17 protein-coding genes and 1 tRNA gene are annotated in these 19,909 nt (G+C 73.7%); 8 read left to right on the forward strand and 10 right to left on the reverse strand.

Annotated features, from left to right (window positions below; translation table 11 throughout):
- Position 1: 1 nt before the first annotated feature.
- Together PH191_RS11930 and PH191_RS11935 are read right to left on the reverse strand one after the other, a co-directional pair.
- Complete coding sequence (locus PH191_RS11930) at positions 2–772, reverse strand: SDR family oxidoreductase (RefSeq protein ID WP_274194826.1); 771 nt, start codon at positions 770–772, stop codon at positions 2–4.
- Positions 766–2,082 (reverse strand): M20/M25/M40 family metallo-hydrolase, encoded by a 1,317-nt coding sequence (locus PH191_RS11935; protein WP_274194827.1) that lies wholly within the window; start codon positions 2,080–2,082, stop codon positions 766–768. Before PH191_RS11935 ends, PH191_RS11930 begins: the two co-directional genes overlap by 7 nt.
- A 64-nt stretch (positions 2,083–2,146) precedes the next feature.
- Between PH191_RS11935 and PH191_RS11940 the strand changes: the two genes are divergently transcribed.
- Positions 2,147–2,230: transfer RNA gene (locus tag PH191_RS11940), tRNA-Leu, on the forward strand.
- 51 nt (positions 2,231–2,281) lie between these two features.
- On the opposite strand, the gene PH191_RS11945 is transcribed toward PH191_RS11940, so the two are convergent.
- Positions 2,282–2,848, reverse strand: coding sequence for a hemerythrin domain-containing protein (locus PH191_RS11945; RefSeq protein ID WP_274194828.1), 567 nt, complete (start codon positions 2,846–2,848; stop codon positions 2,282–2,284).
- A 108-nt stretch (positions 2,849–2,956) separates the two neighbouring features.
- Here PH191_RS11945 and PH191_RS11950 point away from each other — a divergent pair, with 108 nt between their 5' ends.
- Positions 2,957–3,679, forward strand: a complete 723-nt coding sequence (locus PH191_RS11950) for a VOC family protein (protein ID WP_274194829.1) — start codon at positions 2,957–2,959, stop codon at positions 3,677–3,679.
- Positions 3,680–3,724: 45 nt separating this feature from the next.
- The gene (locus PH191_RS11955) at positions 3,725–4,672 is read left to right on the forward strand and encodes an endonuclease/exonuclease/phosphatase family protein (protein WP_274194830.1); all 948 of its coding nucleotides are present in this window, start codon (positions 3,725–3,727) and stop codon (positions 4,670–4,672) included.
- A 3-nt stretch (positions 4,673–4,675) separates the two neighbouring features.
- Here PH191_RS11955 and PH191_RS11960 read toward each other — a convergent pair whose 3' ends face one another.
- Entirely contained in the window at positions 4,676–5,113 is a 438-nt protein-coding gene (locus tag PH191_RS11960; RefSeq protein WP_274194831.1) for an MOSC domain-containing protein, read from the reverse strand.
- A gap of 97 nt (positions 5,114–5,210) precedes the next feature.
- Here PH191_RS11960 and PH191_RS11965 point away from each other — a divergent pair, with 97 nt between their 5' ends.
- Complete coding sequence (locus tag PH191_RS11965; RefSeq protein WP_274194832.1) at positions 5,211–6,764, forward strand: class I adenylate-forming enzyme family protein; 1,554 nt, start codon at positions 5,211–5,213, stop codon at positions 6,762–6,764.
- A 56-nt stretch (positions 6,765–6,820) separates the two neighbouring features.
- On the opposite strand, the gene PH191_RS11970 is transcribed toward PH191_RS11965, so the two are convergent.
- On the reverse strand, positions 6,821–8,119 hold the full coding sequence (locus PH191_RS11970) for a hypothetical protein (RefSeq protein ID WP_274194833.1): 1,299 nt from the start codon (positions 8,117–8,119) through the stop codon (positions 6,821–6,823).
- Positions 8,116–8,769 (reverse strand): sigma-70 family RNA polymerase sigma factor, encoded by a 654-nt coding sequence (locus PH191_RS11975; RefSeq protein WP_274194834.1) that lies wholly within the window; start codon positions 8,767–8,769, stop codon positions 8,116–8,118. The genes PH191_RS11970 and PH191_RS11975 overlap by 4 nt, the downstream gene beginning before the upstream one ends.
- Before the next feature lie 688 nt (positions 8,770–9,457).
- Between PH191_RS11975 and sbnA the strand changes: the two genes are divergently transcribed.
- From sbnA to PH191_RS11990, 3 genes are all read left to right on the forward strand, one after another.
- A complete protein-coding gene (gene sbnA, locus PH191_RS11980) occupies positions 9,458–10,447 on the forward strand; it encodes a 2,3-diaminopropionate biosynthesis protein SbnA (protein WP_274194835.1) in 990 nt (329 codons plus the stop codon).
- Positions 10,448–10,598: 151 nt separating this feature from the next.
- Positions 10,599–13,349: a Pls/PosA family non-ribosomal peptide synthetase gene (locus PH191_RS11985; RefSeq protein ID WP_274194836.1), complete on the forward strand. Its 2,751-nt coding sequence runs from the start codon at positions 10,599–10,601 to the stop codon at positions 13,347–13,349.
- Entirely contained in the window at positions 13,346–13,951 is a 606-nt protein-coding gene (locus PH191_RS11990; RefSeq protein ID WP_274194837.1) for a hypothetical protein, read from the forward strand. Before PH191_RS11985 ends, PH191_RS11990 begins: the two co-directional genes overlap by 4 nt.
- On the opposite strand, the gene PH191_RS11995 is transcribed toward PH191_RS11990, so the two are convergent.
- Complete coding sequence (locus PH191_RS11995; protein ID WP_274194838.1) at positions 13,948–14,988, reverse strand: LLM class flavin-dependent oxidoreductase; 1,041 nt, start codon at positions 14,986–14,988, stop codon at positions 13,948–13,950. The genes PH191_RS11990 and PH191_RS11995 overlap by 4 nt on opposite strands.
- A complete protein-coding gene (gene htpG, locus PH191_RS12000) occupies positions 14,988–16,844 on the reverse strand; it encodes a molecular chaperone HtpG (protein ID WP_274194839.1) in 1,857 nt (618 codons plus the stop codon). The genes PH191_RS11995 and htpG overlap by 1 nt, the downstream gene beginning before the upstream one ends.
- A 380-nt stretch (positions 16,845–17,224) precedes the next feature.
- On the opposite strand from htpG, the gene PH191_RS12005 reads away from it, so the two are divergent.
- The gene (locus PH191_RS12005; protein ID WP_274194840.1) at positions 17,225–17,974 is read left to right on the forward strand and encodes an endonuclease domain-containing protein; all 750 of its coding nucleotides are present in this window, start codon (positions 17,225–17,227) and stop codon (positions 17,972–17,974) included.
- Between the two features lie 28 nt (positions 17,975–18,002).
- Here the strand turns inward: PH191_RS12005 and PH191_RS12010 are convergent, their stop codons facing one another.
- Together PH191_RS12010 and PH191_RS12015 are read right to left on the reverse strand one after the other, a co-directional pair.
- A complete protein-coding gene (locus tag PH191_RS12010; RefSeq protein ID WP_274194841.1) occupies positions 18,003–18,407 on the reverse strand; it encodes a hypothetical protein in 405 nt (134 codons plus the stop codon).
- Positions 18,400–19,881, reverse strand: a complete 1,482-nt coding sequence (locus tag PH191_RS12015; protein ID WP_274194842.1) for a multicopper oxidase family protein — start codon at positions 19,879–19,881, stop codon at positions 18,400–18,402. The genes PH191_RS12010 and PH191_RS12015 overlap by 8 nt, the downstream gene beginning before the upstream one ends.
- Between the last annotated feature and the right edge of the window lie 28 nt (positions 19,882–19,909).

The raw sequence follows: 19,909 nt of genomic DNA on the forward strand, positions 1-19,909 counted from the left end.
GTCAGCCGTCCCCGTGCAGCGGCGGCGGGGCGCCGGCCTCGGCCGGGCCCGGGACGTCGCGGAACCGGAACGGCGCCGGCTCGCGACCGGGCTGGACGAACCAGCACTCCCCCGACTCACCCTTCTCGACCATCGAGGACACGGCGTCGGCGACGTCGGACGCGCCGAGCAGCGGGAACCCGCCGAACCGGTCGCGGATGTCCGCGATCAACGCGGTGTCGGTGAAGCCGGGGCAGACCGCCATCACCCGGATCGGCTCGCCCGTCAGGCTCGCCGCCGCGGACCGGACGTAGCCGACGACGGCGTGCTTGGACAACGTGTAGATCGCGTCGCCCGGCATGCCGACGAGGCCCGCGAGCGAGGACGTCGCGATCACGGTGCCGCCGCCCGCGCGCCGCAGCGCCGGGAGCGCGGCGTTGAGCCCGAACACGACGTGGTCGACGTTGACGCCCATCACCCGGCGGTAGCCGGCGACGTCGAGGGCGTCGATCCCCGACTGGCCGCCGACCGATCCGGCGTTGAGCACGACGAGGTCGAGGCGCCCGCCCCAGGTCTCCACCTCGTCGACCGCGGCCCCCATGGCCGTGTCCGACGTGACGTCGCAGGCCACCGCGAGCCCCGAGCACTCCGCCGCCACCCGCGTCGCGGCCTCGGCGTCGCGGTCGACCACGGCCACCCGGTGGCCCCCGGCGGCGAGCCGGGCACACACCGCGGCCCCGATCCCGGCGCCACCTCCGGTGACGAGCGCGACAGGGGTCCCGTCGCTCAGCACCGGCGCAGGATCTTCTCGAGCACCCGCGTCCCGAACTGCAGGGCGTCGACCGGCACGCGCTCGTCGATGCCGTGGAAGAGCGCGGTGAAGTCGAGGTCCGGGGGCAGCCGCAGCGGCGCGAACCCGAAGCAGCGCATCCCGAGCTTCTCGAACGCCTTGGCGTCGGTGCCGCCGGACATCATGTAGGGCAGCGTGTGGGCCTGCGGGTCCTCCTCCTGCACCGCGCGGGTCATGACGTCGACGAGCTCGCCGTCGAAGCTCGTCTCCACGGCCTGCAGGTTGCGGATCCACTCGCGCTCGACATCGGGGCCGAGGATCTCGTCGAGCTCGCGCTCGAAGGCCTCCTGGCGCCCGGGCAGCACGCGGCAGTCGATGGTGGCCTCGGCGACCGACGGGATGACGTTCGCCTTGTAGCCGGCCGAGAGCATCGTCGGGTTCGCGGTGTCGCGGGTGGTCGCGCCGACCACGCGCGCGACCCCGCCGAGCTTCGCGACCGCACCGTCGAGGGCGGCCGCGGAGTCGGTCGGGAACTCGATGCCCGTCAACGCCGTGATCTCGTCGAAGAAACCCTGGACGGATTCCGTGAGCACCAGCGGGAAGCGGTGGCGGCCGAGCCGGGCGACGGCCTCGGCGAGGATCGTCACGGCGTTCTCGTCGTGGACCATCGACCCGTGTCCCGGACGGGACCGCACGCGCAGCCGCATCCAGGCGATCGACTTCTCCGCGGTCATCACGGGGTAGACGCGGACGTCCTCACCGAGGGTCAGCGAGAAGCCGCCGACCTCGCCGAGCGCCTCGGTGCAGCCCTCGAACAGGTCGGGGCGGTTCTCGGCGAGCCAGTGCGAGCCGTAGGCGCCACCGGCCTCCTCGTCGGCGAGGAAGGCGAACACGAGGTCGCGCGGGGGGACGACGCCCTCGGCGGCGAACTGGCGCGCGAGCGCCAGGATCATCGCGTCCATGTCCTTCATGTCCACCGCGCCCCGGCCCCAGACGTAGCCGTCCTGGACCGAGCCGGACAGCGGGTGGACCGACCACTCGCTCTCGTCGAAGGGCACGACGTCGAGGTGTCCGTGCACGAGCAGCGCGGGGCGCTCGGGGTCGGCGCCCTTCAGCCGCGCGAACACGTTGTGCCGCCCGGGAGCCCCGGACTCGATCACCTCGGTCTCGTACCCCACCTCGCGCAACTTCGCGTCCACGTAGGCGGCGGCCTCGGCCTCGCCCGTGGTCGTCGCGAGCTCTCCGGTGTTCTGGCTGTCGATCTGGATGAGCTCGCTGGTCAGCGACACGACCTCGTCCTCGGCACGACCCATGCGCCGCATCCTGCCACCCACCGTGATCGGGCTGCGCGGCGTCGTCTACGCTCGTTTCTCGCAAGTCCGAGTGGCGGAATGGCAGACGCGCTAGCTTGAGGTGCTAGTGCCCTAGTAGGGCGTGGGGGTTCAAGTCCCCCCTCGGACACCCTGTGGATGCGACGGCCGCGCCGGCCGTGAGGGCCGGGCCGGCGAGCGCTCAGCTCCGTGACCGTCCGGTGAGCTTGTCGCGCATCCGGTCCACCATCCCCACCCCGGGCCCGGCCAGCTTGTGGAAGAGCTCGGCGTTCGGCGCGTCCGGGTGCGGGCGCGTCGGCGCCAGTTTCTTGGCCCTGTCCACCTTCTCGCGCAGATCGACGAGCGTCTCCCGCGGCAACTGCTCGCGCAGGCGGGGGAACTGCTCGTCCTCCTCGTCGCGCACGTGGTGGCGCAGCTTCTCGGTCAGCTCGCCCACCAGCTCGTCGAACCGCGGGTCGTCGGTGGCCGTCGACTCGAGCCCCTTCATGACGCGCTCGAGCTCCTTGTGCTCCTCGGCGTCGTGCTCGGTGACCTCCCGGCCGTCCGGCAGGTGCTCGCGCATGGCGGGGTAGACGTGCATCTCTTCCGCCACCGAGTGCCGCACGAGCTCGCCGATGACCGTGTCGGCGAGGTCGCGACGCTCCTCGGGGTCCGGCGTCCTCGGGAGGCGGTCGAGGATGTCGAGCGCTTCCCGGTGGTCGGTCGTGAGTTCGTCGATGACGTCGAGGTCGGTGCGCTGGTCAGCCATGGTGGCCTCCTGCGTGGTGGTGCGTGGTGGAGCGCCCCGTGGTGGACGAGCCCCGGGGTTACCCGCACGCTGCGCGGGACATGTCGGCACGCCGAGGAAAGGACGCGGATGACGGACAGGCCGCCGGGCGCACCGTGCTGGGCCGAGCTCGACGTCGGGGAGCCGGACGCCGCCCGGGCCTTCTACGCCGCCGTGCTCGGGTGGACGTACACCGAGCAGGGCGTGGCGGGGCACCACCGGACCTCGGCGCTCGCCGACGGCCGGCCCGTGGCCGCCCTCGGCTCTCCCGGCGCCACGGCGCCGCCCGCCTGGACCCTCTACCTGGCCGTCGACGACGTCGACGCCGCCGCGGAGCACCTCGGGGAGCTCGGCGGCGAGGTGCTCCACGGCCCCGAGGACGACCTCGCCGGCGGGCGCCTGCTCGTCGCTCTCGACGCCGGCGCCGCCGTGGTGGGCCTGTGGGAGTCCGACGACGGGATCCCGGCGCCGTCGCCCGGCCGGCTGTGCTGGGCCGAGGCGGCCTCGGCGGAGCCGGGCACCACGCGCACCTTCTACCGGGAGCTGCTCGGGTGGGGCTTCGCCGACGGCACCGACGTCGGTCACCTCGTGGCGAGCACCGGCGATCGGCCCGTGGCCGGGATCGGGATCGCGGGCGACGCGCTGCCCCACTGGCTCCCGTTCTTCGCGACGGCCGACGTCGACGCCGCGGTCGAGGCGGCCCGCGGGGCCGGCGGCGAGGTCGTGACCGCGGTGGCGCCGGGTCCGCGCGGGCGTCACGCCACCCTGGCCGACCCCGCGGGCGCGCACTTCGGTGTGATCGAGGTCGGCTGAGTCGCCGCCCGTCCGGACGGTCCTGGATCGGTACTGTCGATCCGGATGCCGAACGCACGGGGGGACGTCGTCGCGCCCCCGTCGCGCCGTGCGCCGCGGGGTCCGTGGTGGATCTGGCTGCTCCTCGCGGTCCTGCCCTGGACGTGGTTCCCCCTGCGCGACCAGCTGGGGCTCGTCGGCGACGTGGTGGCGATCGTGCTCCCGGTGCTCGCCGTGGTGGCGGCGGTCGTCGCCCTCCTCGTGGGACGGCAGCGCGGCCTCCTCGCGGCGGTGTCGGTGCTGGTCGCCGGGGCGGTGGCGGTGGTCGGTCCGTGGACGCCGGCCGACACCGGGCCGGTCCGGCGCGGCGCCGCGGTGACGGTGGCGAGCGCCAACGTCACCGGGCTCGAGACGACGCTGCCCGCGCTGCGGGCGACCGCCGCCGACGTGCTCGTCGTCGTCGAGGCCACCCGCAGCATCGACCGGGAGCTCGACGAGGACCACCCGCACCACGTCTACAGCGGCGGTACGCCGTCCGTCGGGGTGTACAGCCGGTTCCCGGTGCGGCTCCTCGACGGGACCGGGCCGGGCCTGCCGGGGCTGCGGGTGGCGGTCGACGCACCGACGCCGTTCGTGCTCTACGCGATGCACGTGCCGCGCCCGTGGTGGACCGGCGGCGGCAGCTACCAGGCCACCCCCGCCGAGCACCGCCGGCTCGTCGTCGCCCTCGCGGACCGCGTCGCGCGCGAGCCGGGCCCCGTGGTGGTGGCCGGGGACCTCAACTCGACCGACCGCGGCCGCGACTACCGGCTGCTGGCCGACGACACCGGGCTCACCGACGTCATGCGCGACGGCTGGACCGGGCCCACCTCGGTGACGCAGTGGCAGGCGTTCCTCCTGCGCATCGACCACCTCATGGTCGGTCCGGGCTGGTGCGGCGACGGTCCGCGGCGCTTCCTCCTCGTGGGCTCCGACCACGACGGCATCACGGCCGGCGTGGGGCCCTGCGCCTGACGGTCAGCCGGCGGACTCGACCTCGTCGCCGACCGTGATCGTGCCCGAGGTGAGGACGCGGAAGATCGCGCCGCCGCGGCCGTGCATCGCCCGGGCCGCGCCCGGTCCGACCGTCTCGTCCATCACCCGGCACGGGGCGGCCCGGCGGACCACCTCGAGCACGACGTCGCCGACGACCAACCGGCGCCCGGGCTCGGTCGGCACCTCGCCGTGGTCGAGGGTCAGGGTGCGACGCGTCCGGTCCTCGGGCACGGGGGCGCCGAGCGCCTCGGCCGCCGCGGCCAGGTCGTCGCGGCTCTGGACGGAGACGTGGCGGTGCCGCGTGCCGTGATACCGGTCGCCGACGAGACCACGCCCCGCCTCGGCCTCGACCCGGTCCACCGCCACCATCGGCGCCTTGCGGGCCGGCGCGGTGTGCAGGGCAGCGACCCGCATCGTCATGGCGCACCTCCACGTCCACAAGGTCGGGCGTGGGCCTCGTCATTCCCCGGCCGACGCGCCGTTTCTGCCTCGCGGGGACGCGGGTAGCGCCTCCACCATGCCCCGATCGGACGCCGTCGCCCGACCGACCCTCCCCGAGGCCGCGGAGACCTACCGGCGCGCTGGCCACTGGCGGGACCGGACGCACCTCGACGACCTCCGGGACGAGCTGGCTCGCGACCCCGGCCGCACGCTGCTCGTCGACCGCTCGCGTGGACGGCGTCGGGTCCTGTCCGTCGCGGACGTCGTCGACGGCGTCGACCGGCTGGCCGCGGGGCTGCGGCCCCACGTCGGTCCGGGCGACCGCGTCGCCTACCGCCTGGCCAACCGCTGGGAGACCGTCGCCCTGTTCTTCGCGTGCGGCCGGCTGGGTGCGGTGGCCGTGCCGTTGCCGTCCTCGCTGGGGCCGGCCCAGGTCGAGCAGCGGGCGACGGCGGTCGGCGCGGTCCTCGCCGTCGACGACGACGGCACCGGGCTGATCGACCTCGACGATCTCCCGGACGCCGCCGACGCACCCACGGGCGACGCGGAGATCGGCCCGGACGACGTCGCACTCGTGCTGTTCACGTCCGGGACGACCGGGACGTCGAAGGCCGTGCTGCACACCGCGAACACCCTCCACGCGAGCACCTGCGGTGCGCTGGGCGCGCTGGTGTGCGAGGACCCGGGCCCCGATCCGCGCGTCATGACCCCGTCGGTGGCGACCCACGCGATCGGCGTCATGACCAGCGTGCTGAGCCCGCTGCTGCACCGCCACTGCGCGGTGCTCGACGACGACGGCAGCCCGGAGGCGGTGCTGCGGGCGGTGCACGAGGAGCAGGTCACCCACCTGCTCGTCGGTCCGCGCGGCTACGACTCCCTGCTCGACGCGCTCGGTCCCGACGGCGCCGGTGATGCCCCGCCGAGCCTGCGGATGATCGCCCTCGGCGGCGCCCCGCTGGCCCGTGGCGTCCTGCGCAAGGCCGACCGGCTCCCCGCCGTCCTGCGCATCCACTGGGGCATGACCGAGGTGCCCGGAGGCGGTGTCTCGCGCGGGCAGGAGGTCCCCGGCACCTCCTGGCACACCATGGGGCACCCCGTCCCGGGCCTCGAGCGCGAGCTCCGCGCGGTGCCCGGCGGCGAGGAGGGGCTCGGCGAGGTGGTCGTGCGCGGACCGCAGGTGGCCGTCGGCCTGCTCGACACCGGCGACGGCCACCTCGTGTGGTCGCCGGCCGACGACGACGGCTGGTACGCCACCGGCGACATCGCCGATCGCGACACCACCGGCGAGCTCGCCTTCGTCGACCGCGACTCCGACGAGATCAAGGGCTCGAGCGGCATGATCATCCCGGGTGCGGAGGTGGAGGACCTCCTCGCGGGCCACCCGGACGTCGACGAGGTCGTCCTCGTGGCCTTCCACCCCTCCGAACAGGCCGAGGCCCCGGCGGCGGTCGTCGTCCCGGTCGACGGACGGGCCCCCACCCTCCAGGACCTCCAGCAGCACCTGCGCGACCAGGGCACCACCGAGTGGTACCTGCCCGAGCGCCTCGAGGTGGTCGACCTCCTCCCCCGCGACCCCCAGGGCAAGGTGGACAAGAAGGCCCTGCGCGCCCGGATCGACGAGGGCGCGTGACCCCGCACGCGGCGCTGTTGCTCACCGGGTCGGTCTGAGCGGGACACCCCGGGACGTCAGTCCTCGTCGTCGTCCTCGTCGTCGTCGTCGTCCTCGTCGTCCTCGTCGTCGTCCTCGTCGTCGTCCTCGTCGTCGTCGTCCTCGTCGTCATGGTCGTCGTCGTGGTCGTCGTGCTCCTCCGCCTCGGACGGCTCGGTGCTGTCCCGGTCCCGGTCGGCGACCGCCGGACCCGTCGTGCCCTGCCCGGGACGAGCCGGCCCGCTCCTGCCCGGCTCGTCGTCGCCGGGCCGGGGGTCGTCCCTGTCGGTCGCCGGCGCGCTCGGCGTGCCACGGGACGGACCGGACTGCTCTGTCCGCTCCGCTCGGGGGCGTTCGGTCGTGGGGCGTTCGGTCGTGGGGCGTGCAGTCGTGGGACGTTCGGCCTGGGGACGTTCGGCCTGGGGACGTTCGGCCTGGGGGCGTTCGGCGCGGGGGCGTTCGGCGCGGGGACGTTCGGCGCGGGGACGTTCCGTCGCGGGCCGTTCCGTGCGGGGACGTTCCGTGCGGGGCTGCTCCGCCCGGGGCCGCTCCGTCGTGGGGCGTTCGGCCCGACGCTCGACCCGGGACCGGGCGGCCGACGGACCGTCGGCGGTCGCCCGGTCCGACGCGGACCCGGACGACCGAGAGGGGGACGAGCGGCGCGGTATGGGCCCGGGAGCCTCGCTCCGCCGCGAGGACCGGGCCTGCGGACCCTGCGTCCGACTCTGCGGGGACGTGCCGGCGTCGACCTCGTCGTGGAGCGCCCGGTATCGCACCTGGAGCCGCGTAGCGGTGCGGTCCTGCGACTTCGCCGCCAGCCTGCGCTCGGCGCGGGCCAGCGCGATCCGCGCCTCCGCCAGATCGCCGCGTTCCAGGGCCTCCGACGCGTGGTCGAGGTCGACCGACGTCGCCACCGCGTCCGCCTCGCGGGTTCCCGGGGTCGGGCCCGGCGTGCCCCAGAGGAGCACCACGACGAGGCCCGCCACGGCGGCGGCGGCCACCGAGCTGCCGGGGAGCAGCCGCCGGGGGCGGGATGGGGTCGCGCGGGCGCGGGTGACCAGTACGGCAGCCCGGTCGACGTCCACCGACCACGTCTCCGGGTGCTGCCGGACGGACCGCCGCCACGCGATCAGGGTGACGGCGAGCTCCCGCTCCACGTCCTCGTCCAGGTCGCCGACGACCGGCTCCTCGACGGCGCGGCCCGCGGCGACGCCGTCGAGGAGGGCGTCGTCCGCCGCGAGGCCGGCGCTCCACTCGTCGTGGGGACAGGCGTCGAGGGGACACCAGTCGTGGGGACACGGCGCGCCGGGGCACTGCTCGTGCCCGCCGGTGATCACCCCCGACCCCGATGACCCACCGGCGTGCCGGAGACATCCCGGTCGGTCGGCTCGGGCTCCCGCCGCCCCGAACGTCGGGCGGCGACGTCGACCGCCAGCATCTGGCGCAGGCGGCACAGCGCGCGGTGCTGCGCGATGCGGACCGCACCGAGCGTGATCCCCGTGGCGTCGGCGACCTCGTCGACACTGAGCCCGACCACCGTGCGCAGGAGGAGGACCTCGCGCTGCCGGTCGGGGAGGTGCTCGAGCAGGAGGTGCAGCCGGTGCCGGACCGCGGCGTCCACCGCCAGCTGCTCGGGCCCCGAAGCGCTCTCGGTGATCTCGAGCAGCTCGGGGACGTCCGAGGTGGCCGCGCTGCGATCCCGGCCGAGCGACCGGAAGGCGTTCGCTGTCTTGTGGGCGGCGATCCCGTAGACGAAGCCGAGGAACGGGCCGTCCTCGCGTCGCCACCGAGAGAGAGCGGTGATCACGGAGAGCAACACGTCCTGGGTCAGATCCTCGGGCGACATGATCGGCCGCTCGCGCCCCCCGAGTCGGGCGCGGCAATACCGGTGCACGATCGGCGTGAGCCGGGCCAGCAATTCCTCGAGCGCTCGCGGATGACCCTGCGACGCCTCCGCCGCCTGCACGTCGAGGTCGTCGACGACCACGGTGTCCCCCACTCCCCCCGTCGCTCCGGGCGCTCCGGCGCACCATTTCTGCGTGGTGGCCGCCGCCGATCCGATCGCCGGACCGAGGACGCTGCCTGCTCGACGAGGCAGCCACTCCGCGCGCCGGGGAAGAAGGTCGACTGTGCTCCCGACCGGCGGCGCGGACAAGGAATCGTTATCGCTCCGAAGCCGGTGACGACCCACTCGGGTGACAGGCGACTCGACGAGCCGCCCGGACGGACGGAGAGTGACGAGCCCGCTCCGCAGAGACGGCGCACGAACGCCTGGGATCGGTCTGCGAGGCGGCGCTCTGGAGCGTCGTCCGCGTCCGTTCGCGCGGCCGAGGTGAGGCCAACCGTGACCGCTCGTGTTCGTTCGACGGCTAATCGGCAGTACTGAGCGTTGCTACCGATCGTTTCCTAGGTCCGAACGAGTGAATGAAAGACGGAGTTCGGACACGGAGTAACGGGCGCAGGGTCGCCGGTGAACTGGAACATGACAGTCGACACACGGTGGTGCGACCGGGGGGCGTCATGGAGGGACCGCGAGGAGACCACTCCTCTCGTCCGCGCGGGCGTGCCGGCCGACCCCGTCCCGGATCGCCGGGTGGCGGGGGCTCCCGGGCACGGGCTCGCGCCCATTCCGCGGAAACGGCCGTGCGCAACCGGACGCGACGGAGGGAAGCGACATGACCATCATCTCCGACCCTCTCCAGTACAACGAGGACGACCTGTTCGTCGACCTGCATTCCGTGGTCGGCCACTCGCTGTTCCTCAAGTGCGAGGGATTCAACTTCGCGGGCTCCATCAAATTGAAAGCGGCCGTCGGGATGATCGAGGCGGCCGAGCGGGAGGGCCTGCTCAACCAGTGGTCGATCCTCGTCGAATCGTCGTCGGGGAACCTCGGCGTGGCCCTGGCGATGGCGGCCGCGAGCAAGGGCTACCGGTTCCTCTGCGTGACCGACTCCCGGTGCAACGACGCCACCCGCCGCCTCATCCAGGTCCTGGGCAGCGGTGTCCACGTCGTCACGGAGCCGGACCCCCTCGGCGGCCTCCTCGGCGCTCGGCTCGATCACATCCGGCGGCTCTGCGCGTCCAGCTCGCGCTACGTCTGGCTCGACCAGTACGCCAACCCGAACAACTGGATGGCGCACCACCGCACGACGGCGCCCGCGATCGCCCGCCAGTTCCCCGACCTCGACGTCCTGTTCGTCGGCGCGGGCACGACCGGGACGTTGATGGGCTGCGCGCGCTGGTTCCGCTGGTGGCACCCGCAGGTGCACATCGTCGCCATCGACGCCGCAGGCTCGGTGAGTTTCGGCGGCCCGCCCGGTCGACGGCTCATCCCGGGGCTCGGGATGAGCGTGCCCCCGCCCCAGCTCCACGCGTCCCTCGTCGACGACGTGGTCGTCGTCGAGGAGGAGGACGCGATCCGCGCCTGCCACCGGCTGGCCGGCCGCGGGTACGTGTTCGGTGGCTCCACGGGGACCGTCGTCAGCGGTGCCGCCGCGTGGCTGGACCGGTACGGCGGGGCCGACCTCACGGCCGTCGCCATCGCCCCGGACCTCGGAGAGCGTTACCTCGACACCGTCTACTCGCCGTCGTGGCTGGGCGAGCACTTCGGCGACGGCGTCCTCGAGCCGCCCATCGAGGTCGGCACCGACGTCCGATCGGCCTGACCCCGTGGCGATCGATGCCGCCACGGCGGCGCCCCGGAACGGGCGGCACCGCGCGCACGGTGTGGTGCCGATGACGATCGTGTCGCGAAGGCCGACGACCCCGGGGCCGGCGCGCCCGACGCCCCGGCCGCGGCCTCGGCCCCGTGTCCTGGTGCCGCTGTCGTCGCGCCCGGCCCCGAGGCCCGCGGTCGCACCCGGGAGCACCGAGGCGCTGCTCGCCGAGGTGCTCGCCGGCGTCCTGGACCGCAGGGAGGTCGGCGCCGACGCCCACGTCTTCGACGACCTCGGCGCCGACTCGATGGTCATGGCCAAGTTCTGCGCCCGGGTCCGCAAGCACCCCGACCTGCCCTCGATCGCGATCAAGGACGTCTACACCCACCCCACGATCGCGAGCCTCGCCGCCGCCCTCGCGCCGGCCCCGACATCGACATCGACACCGGCCCCGACACCGGCCTCCGGGAGCACCGAGGCGCTGCTCGCCGAGGTGCTCGCCGGCGTCCTCGACCGCAGCGAGGTCCCCACCGACGCCCACGTCTTCGACGACCTCGGCGCCGACTCGATGGTCATGGCCAAGTTCTGCGCCCGGGTCCGCAAGCACCCCGACCTGCCCTCGATCGCGATCAAGGACGTCTACACCCACCCCACCGTCGCGAGCCTCGCCGCCGCCCTCACCCCGACACCAGCCCCCGCCACGACCACGGAGCTCGTCCCGGCGACCGTCGAGGCCGAGCCCCCGCCGCGCCGGGCCGGGCGGCTCGCCTACGTCCTGTGCGGCGCGGCCCAGCTGCTGTTCTTCCTCGGCTACACCTTCCTGGCGGCGACCATCACGACCTGGGCCTTCGAGTGGATGGTCGTCGCGCCCGACGAGGTGCACCTCTACGTGCGGGCCGTGGCCGTCGGCGCCTTCGGCTTCGCCGTCCTGTCGCTCCTGCCGATCGCGCTGAAGTGGTTGCTCGTCGGCCGCTGGCGGGCGCGGGAGTTCCCGATCTGGGGCGTCGCCTACCTGCGCCTCTGGATCGTCAAGACGCTGGTGCGCTCGAACCCGCTGGTGCTGTTCGCGGGCACGCCGATCTACCCGCTCTATCTCCGGGCCCTGGGAGCACGGATCGGCAAGGGCGCCGTGCTGCTCACCGAGCACGTGCCCGTGTGCACCGACCTGCTCACGGTCGGGCCGGGCGCGCTGGTCCGCAAGGACTCCTTCCTCTCCACCCATCGCGCCCACGACGGCCGGATCCGGACCGGCGCGGTGACGATCGGCGCCGGCGCCGTCGTCGGCGAGAACGTGGTGCTCGACATCGACACCGCGGTGGGCGACGACGCCACCGTCGGCCACGCCTCGTCCCTGCACCGCGGGCAGGCCGTGCCCGCGGGCGAGACCTGGCAGGGGTCGCCTGCGCGGCCGACCGACACGACGTTCCCGACGGTGGCCCCGCTGCCGTGCGGGAGGCTCCGCAAGGTCGTCTACTCGCTGGTCTCGCTGGCGGTCCTGCTCGCCGTCCTCCTGCCCGTCGCCATCGGCGGGGCCGCCCTGCTGCTGATGGAGATCCCCCAGTTGCGGGCGATCATCGAGCCCGGGCCCGACGCGCTGACCAGCCGCCTGTTCTGGACCGAGACGCTGATCGTGTCGGTGATCGCCGTGTTCGGTCTGCTGCTCGTGGGCCTGCTGATCGTGCTCACGCTGCCGCGCCTGCTCGCCCTCGGGGTGCGGGCCGACCGGGTGTACCCCCTCTACGGGGTGCGCTTCTGGCTGCACCGCTCGGTGGCGGCGCTGACCAACGTCATGGCGTTCACCTACCTCTTCGGCGACAGCTCGGCCATCGCCCACTACCTCGGGCGGCTCGGCTACCGGATGCGTCCCCTGGTCCAGACCGGGTCCAACTTCGGGATGGCGGTGAAGCACGAGAGCCCGTACCTCACCCACGTCGGCGCCGGCACGGTGGTCGCGGACGGGCTGTCGGTGATGAACGCCGACTACTCGGCCACCTCGTTCCGGGTGTCACGCACCTCGATCGGCGCCCGCAACTTCCTCGGCAACCGGATCGCCTACCCGGCGCAGGGCCGGACCGGCGACGACTGCCTGCTCGCCACCAAGGTGATGGTCCCGATCGACGGTCCGGTCCGGGAGGGCGTCGGCCTGCTCGGCTCCCCCGCGTTCGAGATCCCGCGGACCGTCGCCCGGGACAGCGCCCTCGACCGGAGCCCCGAGGACCTGGCCCGCGGCGTGGCCGGCAAGAACCGGCACAACGGTGTGACGATGGCGCTGCACCTGCTCGTGCGCTGGTGGCTCGTCCTCGGGATGGCCGCGATCGTCGCCTGCATCGCCGCCGTACCGGTCCGGCTCGGCGCCCTGGAGATGCTGGCCGCACAGTTGGTGATCCTCGTGTGGGGGTCGCTGTGGCTGGTGCTCGTGGAGCGGAGCGTGGCCGGGCTCCAGTGCCGGGCCCCGGAGGGGCGGTCGATCTACGACCGGGCCTTCTGGCGCCACGAGCGCTTCTGGAAGGTCGCCCTCCCGGACTGGGTGATGCTGTTCAACGGCACGCCCTACAAGAACCTGGTCTGGCGGATGCTCGGCGTCCGGATCGGCGCGCGCGTCTTCGACGACGGCGTGAACCTCACCGAGCGCACCTTCACCGTGATCGGCGACGAGTGCACCTTCAACGAGGGCACCGTCCTGCAGGGCCACTCGCAGGAGGACGGCGCCTTCAAGTCCGACCACGTGCGGATCGGTGCACGCGTCACGCTCGGGGTCGGTGCCTTCGTGCACTACGGGACGACGGTCGGCGACGACGCCGTCCTCGCCCCGGACACCTTCCTCATGAAGGGTGAGGAGGTGCCCCCGGGCGAGCGGTGGGGCGGCAACCCGGCCCGTGAGATGGCGGCGACGACGGAGGGACATCGATGAGATCGAGGAGCGGCCACGCCGTCGCGGCGGCCCTGGCGGCGGCCGTGCTCGTCCTCGGCGCGGGCTGCGCGTCGGGCTCGGGGTCGCCCCCGGTCCCCGCGCCCTCGTCGGCGCCCGGTCCGGCCGCCTCGGCGGAGCCCGCCGAGGACGACGCCGCGTCCCCGGAGACGCCCGACGCCCCGGTTCTCGCGTTCGGCGCGACGCACGTCTTCGCCGACGGCAACGCGGTGACCGTGTCCGCTCCGGTCGCGGGGGCGGCGGTGGCCGGCGCGCCGTTCCCGCGCTCCCTCGAGGTGACGGTCACCGTCCGGAACGGGACCCCGGTGGCCGAGGACCTGTCCCGGTTCGGGTTCGACGCCTCGGTGCCGGGGCCGCCGGGGGCGACGGAGGACCGGGAGGCGCCGGCCGTCGACGACGGCCCGTCCGGGGCGTTGGCTCCCGGAGAGCAGCGGACCTTCCCGCTGCGCTTCGGCCTCCCCGACCCCGGTCCGGCCGAGGTCACCGTCGAGGTCGCGAAGGCCGACCAGACCGCGCCCGGGCAGGACGTCCCGGGCAGCGACGAGGCACCGGGCGCGGTGGTCGACTACGAGGGGCTCGTCTAGCCCTTCTCGACGAGCGGTGTGACCTCGGTGCCCAGGAGCTCGATCGAGTGCAGGAGATCCTCGTGCGCCAGGCGCGGGTTGGTCATCTGCAGGTTGATCCGCTCCACGCCGCCCAGCTGCTCGGAGACGCGCAGGACCTTCTCCGCCACGGTGCGCGGGTCGCCGACGAAGAACGCGCCGTCGGGGCCGCGCATGGCGTCGAACGCGCGCCGCGTCGGCGGCATCCCGCCGCGCTCGGCGGCGACCGTCGTGAACATCTCCTCCCACCCCGGGTAGAAGGAGTTCGTGGCCTTGGCGACGTCGTCGCCGAGGAAGCCGAAGCAGTGCAGGCCCACCCGCAGCGCCTCCGGCGGGTGCCCGGCGTGCTCGCCCGCGCGTCGGTAGAGGTCGACGAGCGGGGCGAACTGCTTCGGCTCGCCCCCGATGATCGCGATCATCAGCGGCAGGCCGAGCAGCCCGGCCCGCGCGAACGACTCGGGCGTCCCGCCGACGCCGACCCAGATCGGCAGGCGCTCCTGGGACGGCCGCGGGTAGACGGGCTGGTTCGTCAGGGCCGGGCGGTGCTGGCCCGACCACGTCACCACCGGCGACTCGTTGATCTTCAGGAGCAGGTCGAGCTTCTCGGTGAACAGCTCGTCGTAGTCCTCGAACGCCAGCCCGAACAGCGGGAACGCCTCGACGAACGAGCCACGGCCGACGACGAGGTCGACGCGGCCGCGCGAGATGAGGTCGATCGTCGCGAACTCCTGGAACACCCGGACCGGGTCGGCGGCGGACAGCACCGTCACCGCGCTGCGCAGGCGGATCCGATCGGTGCGCGCCGCCGCGGCGGCGAGGATCACCGGGGGCGCGGCGTCGTAGTACTCGCTGCGGTGGTGCTCGCCGATCCCGTAGGAGTGCAGGCCGACGCGGTCGGCGAGCGCGATCTCCTCCAGGAGGTGCTCGAAGCGCTCCTCCGGGCCGATCTCGCGTCCGGTCGACGGGTCGGTGACGCGGGCGACGAAGCTGTCGACGCCCAGGAGCACGGAGTCGGCCACTAGAGGGCCTTCTGCAGGCGCGCGGCCAGGGTCGTGACGAACGCGGCCGGCTCGGCGAGGTCGCCGCCCTCGGCGAGCAGCGCCATGCCGTAGAGCAGCTCGGCGAGGTCCTTCTCCGCCTTGCCCTCCGACTGCGCGGACTGCAGGCCGGTGACCAGCGGGTGCGACGGGTTGAGCTCGAGGATCCGCTTGACCTTCGGCGGCTCCTGCCCCATCGCCCGGTACATCTTCTCCAGGGTCGGGGTGAGGTCGCCGGGGTCGCCGACCAGGCAGGCCGGCGAGGTGGTCAGGCGCGAGGACAGGCGCACCTCCTTGACCTCCTCGGCGAGCTCGGTGCCCATCCAGGAGAGCAGGTCGTCGAAGCCCTCCGGGGTCTCCTTCTCGTCGCCCAGGTCGACCTCGCCCTTGGCCACCGACGCCAGCGGGGTGCCGTCGAACTCGGAGACCGCGTCGACCCACACCTCGTCGACGGGGTCGGTGAGCAACAGGACCTCGTAGCCCTTCGCACGGAACGCCTCGAGGTGCGGGGAGTTCTCCAGTCCCGAGCGGGAGTCGCCGGTGGCGTAGTAGATCGAGTCCTGGCCCTCGGGCATGCGCTCCTTGTAGGCCGCGAGGGTCGTCGGCTCGTCGGCGCTGTGCGTCGACGGGAACGAGCAGATGTCGAGGATGGCCTTCTGGTTGTCGTGGTCGGAGAGCAGGCCCTCCTTGACGGCCTTCCCGAGCTCGCGCCAGAACGTCGCGTACTTCTCGGGCTCGTTCTCCTGCATCGCCTTGACGGTCTGCAGGACCTTGCGGACCAGCCGCTTCCGGATCATCTGGATCTGGCGGTCCTGCTGGAGGATCTCGCGCGAGACGTTGAGCGAGAGGTCCTGCGCGTCGACGACGCCCTTGACGAAGCGCAGGTACTCGGGGACGAGCGCCTCGCAGTCGTCCATGACGAACACGCGCTTGACGTAGAGCTGCACGCCGCGCTTGTGCTCGCGCATGAACAGGTCCATCGGCGCGTGGCTCGGCAGGAACAGCAGCGCCTGGTACTCGAACGTGCCCTCCGCGGAGAGCCGCATGGTCTCCAGCGGCTCCTGCCAGTCGTGCGAGACGTGGCGGTAGAACTCCGCGTACTCCTCGTCGCTGACCTCGGACTGCGAGCGCGCCCAGAGCGCCTTGCGGGAGTTGACGGGCTCCTGCGAGCCCTCCTCCTCGCCCGGGTCCAGCCGGATCGGCCAGGTGATGAAGTCGGAGTAGCGCTTGACGATGCGCCGCACCGTGTCCGGGTTCGCGTAGTCGTGCAGCGAGTCCTCGGCGTCCTCGGGCTTGAGGTGCAGGGTGATCGCGGTGCCCTGCGGGGCATCCGCGGCGGGCTCGAGGGTGTAGGTCCCCTCCCCCGCCGACTCCCAGTGCACGCCCTCGGCGGTGCCGGCCTTGCGGGTGGTCATCTCGACGCGGTCGGCGACCATGAAGCTCGAGTAGAAGCCGATCCCGAACTGGCCGATCAGCTCGGCGGTCTGCTCCTTGCTCCCGGCCGACTCCGCCTCGTTCATCTGCCGCAGCATCTCGGCGGTGCCGGACTTCGCGATGGTGCCGATGAGCTCGACGACCTCCTCGCGCGTCATGCCGATGCCGTTGTCGCGCACGGTCAGCGTGCGCGCCTCGGCGTCGGTGACGAGGTCGACGTGGAGGTCGTCGGTCTCGACCGCGACGTCCTTGTCGACGTAGCTCGCGAGCCGGACCTTGTCCAGCGCGTCCGAGGCGTTGGACACCAGCTCGCGCAGGAAGACGTCCTTGTCGGAGTAGATCGAGTGGATCATCAGCTGGAGCAGCTGACGGGCCTCGGCCTGGAACTCGATCGTCTCGCTCATACGTCCTCTCCCCGGGGTGGGTCTCGCGGTGCGCTGTCGAGGATATCGACTGCTCCCCGCCCGCTCCGGGGGTGCGGGGCGGGGTGCCGACCGACGGTGGCCCGAGGGGCGCCGTCGAGACGAGATCGCTCCGGCTGCTCCGTGAACCCGATGTGACAGGGTCCCTGGAGCACCCCGCGGATCATGGCCGTCAGCACGAGGGATCCGGCAGGAGGAGCGCTGCGTCGAACCGGCGTATGGACACCGAGAACGATCTCGCCGCTCTCCTTCGCCGTCAGGACGGAGTGGTCTCCCGCGCCCAGGCACTCGCCTGTGGCCTCACAGGTGCGGCGATCGACCACCGACTCGCCCGGGGACTGTGGACGTTGCTGTGGCCGTGCGTGTACCTGTCGGCGGCGCATGCGCTCGGACCGAGGGTCCGGGTGCGGGCGGCGTCGCTGTGGCTGGGACCGGGCGCCACGCTGATCGGGGCTGGCGCGGCCTGGTGGTGGCGGCTGCTCGACGAACCTCCCGAGGTCCTGCGCTTCGCCGTGCCACCGGAGCATCGTGTCCGCTCACGCATCGACGTGAAGGTCGTGCGGCGGGCCCTCGAGGGGGCACGCACCATCCAGCACGGGGTGCCGGTGGTCCCCAAGGCGTACGCCGTGGTCGACGCCGCCGCGGAGCGGGGACTGCACGGCGGCGCGGCGCTCATGGATCGGGCCCTGCTCTCGGGGCGCGTCACCCTCGAGGGCCTGCGGCGCGCTCACCGCTCGCGTCTCGGTCGGCCGGGTTCGGCGATCGTCGCGCGTCTGCTCGCGCTCGCCGCCGGCGGCGCGCGGTCCGAAGCCGAGCGACGTGCCCACGACCTCCTGCGCGCGGCGGGCATCACCGGCTGGCTCGCCGACCACCACGTCGTGCTCCCGGGCTACGGGACCGCGGTGCTCGACCTCGCCTTCCCGGCCGTCCGTGTCGTCGTCGAGATCGACGGCTGGGCCTACCACCGCGACCTGCCGGCGTTCCGCCGCGACCACGCCCGCCAGAACGCCCTCGTGCTCGCGGGGTGGACGGTGCTCCGCATCGACCGGCACCAGATCGAGGGCGACCCCGACGCGATCCTCGCGGTCGTGGTGGCGGCCCTCGTCGCGTGATCCCTCCGAGTGCTCCGGGAACCCGATGTCATCGGGTTGCGAGAGCACCCGGAGCGATCATGACGTGTGGCCGGGCCCGCACCGCCCAGACCGCCAGCGGCACCGCGGTGCCGACGATCGCGACGCCCAGCGGGACGTGCACCGCGAGCACACCGGTGGCCCCGAGGGCGACCTGCGCGACCTCGCCGACGACGAGCGCCGCCGAGACCCCGATCGGCCAGGCCGGGAGCCGGCCGGGTCGCCAGGCGAGCACGGCGAGCGGGACCTGCACCGTCGCGACCAGCAGCAACGTGCCGCCGACGGCCTGGTGGACGATCAGCCCGACCACCGAGGCCTGCAGGATGCCGCCGGCGGCGACGGCCTGGACGACGGTCATGGCCGCGTGCAGCACGGCGACGATCCGGAAGAGGCCCACGGCCAGGCGATCAACCATGGTCGTGGCCCGCGATCGTCGTCGCGGCCCGCTGACCGGCGCCGACGACGAGGAACTGCAGCATCATGCCGTCGTCCTCGTGGCGCAGCAGGTGGCAGTGGAGCATGTAGGGCACCTCCGGGTCGGTGTGCGGGCCGACGCGCACCAGTGCGCGGACGGTGGTCGACGGGGGCACGGCGACGGTGTCCTTCCACGCGCGCTCGCCCGCCGGGACGTCCGGTTCGAGCACCTGCATCCGGGCGTCGTGGACGTGCATGTTGTGCGGCAGCGTGTGCCGGTTGGTGAACTCCCAGATCTCCGTCGCCGCGGCCGGGACGACCTCGTCGATCCGGGACATGTCCATCGCCCGGCCGTTGATCCGGTTGTTCGAGAGCACGAAGCGGCGGGTGCGGCCGCCCTCCGCGAGCGGGGTCTCGCGGGACAGGCGAGCGGGCACCGGGGGCGAGGTCGTCAGCCGGGCGGCGGGCCGCAGCTCGAGCAGGTCGAAGGAGTCGTCCGCTCCCGCCGCGCGCGTGACGCCGTTGACCGCCCCCAGGTCGTGGGACAGCGAGCGGAGCACCCGACGGCGGCCGGGGGCGACGTCGACGACGACCTCGGCGCGCTCCCCCGGGGTCAGCACGACGCCGGTGACCGTGCGCGGCGCCGGGAGCAGACCGCCATCGGTGCCGACGAGGGTCAGCGGCGCCTCGTCGTCCACGGCCACCCGGTAGCTGCGCGCCGACGAGGCGTTGAGGACGCGCAGGCGCACCCGGGTCGTGGTGACGTCGAGGTACGGCGCGATCGTGCCGTTGACCAGCACCGTGTCGCCCAGCAGGCCGACGGAGTTGCGGTGCTGCTCGTCGAAGGACCCGTCCGGGGCGAAGCTGCGGTCGGTGAGGACGAGCGGCACGTCGTCGACGCCGTAGTCGGACGGGAGGGCGGCAGGGATGTCGTCGTCGACCAGGAACAACCCGAACAGCCCCCGGAGGACGTGGCGCTCGGTCTGTCCGTGGGGGTGCGGGTGGTACCAGAGCGTCGCCGCCGGCTGGTCGACGCGCCAGGACGCCTCCCACGTGGCGCCGGGGGCGATCGGCTGGTGCGGGCCGCCGTCGGCGCGAGCGGGCACGCTCGCCCCGTGCCAGTGGGTGGTCGTGGTCCCCGCCAGGCGGTTGGTCACCCGGAGCACGACGTCGTCCCCGCGCGCCACCCGCACCGTGGGGCCGCCGAACGGCAGGCCGCCGTAGCCCCAGGTCGGGGTGGCGACGCCGGGGAGGAAGGAGCTCGTGCCGGGGGCGGCGACGAGCTCGACGACCCGCCGGCCAGCGGCGTCGCGGGTGGACGGCGCGAGCGGCGGGATCGCGAGGGGGCGCGGCGAGGCTCCGAGGTCGCGGATGCCGGGGTTGCCGTTCGCGCACCCCGCGACGGAGCTGACGGCCACGGCGCCGGCGGCGGCGAGCGTGGCGCCCAGGAAGCGGCGGCGGGACAACGGGGACACGACGAAGAGCGTCGCGGCGGGCGAGGGT

The sequence above is a fragment of the Actinomycetospora callitridis genome, assembly GCF_028737265.1.
Taxonomy (GTDB): Bacteria; Actinomycetota; Actinomycetes; order Mycobacteriales; family Pseudonocardiaceae; genus Actinomycetospora; species Actinomycetospora callitridis.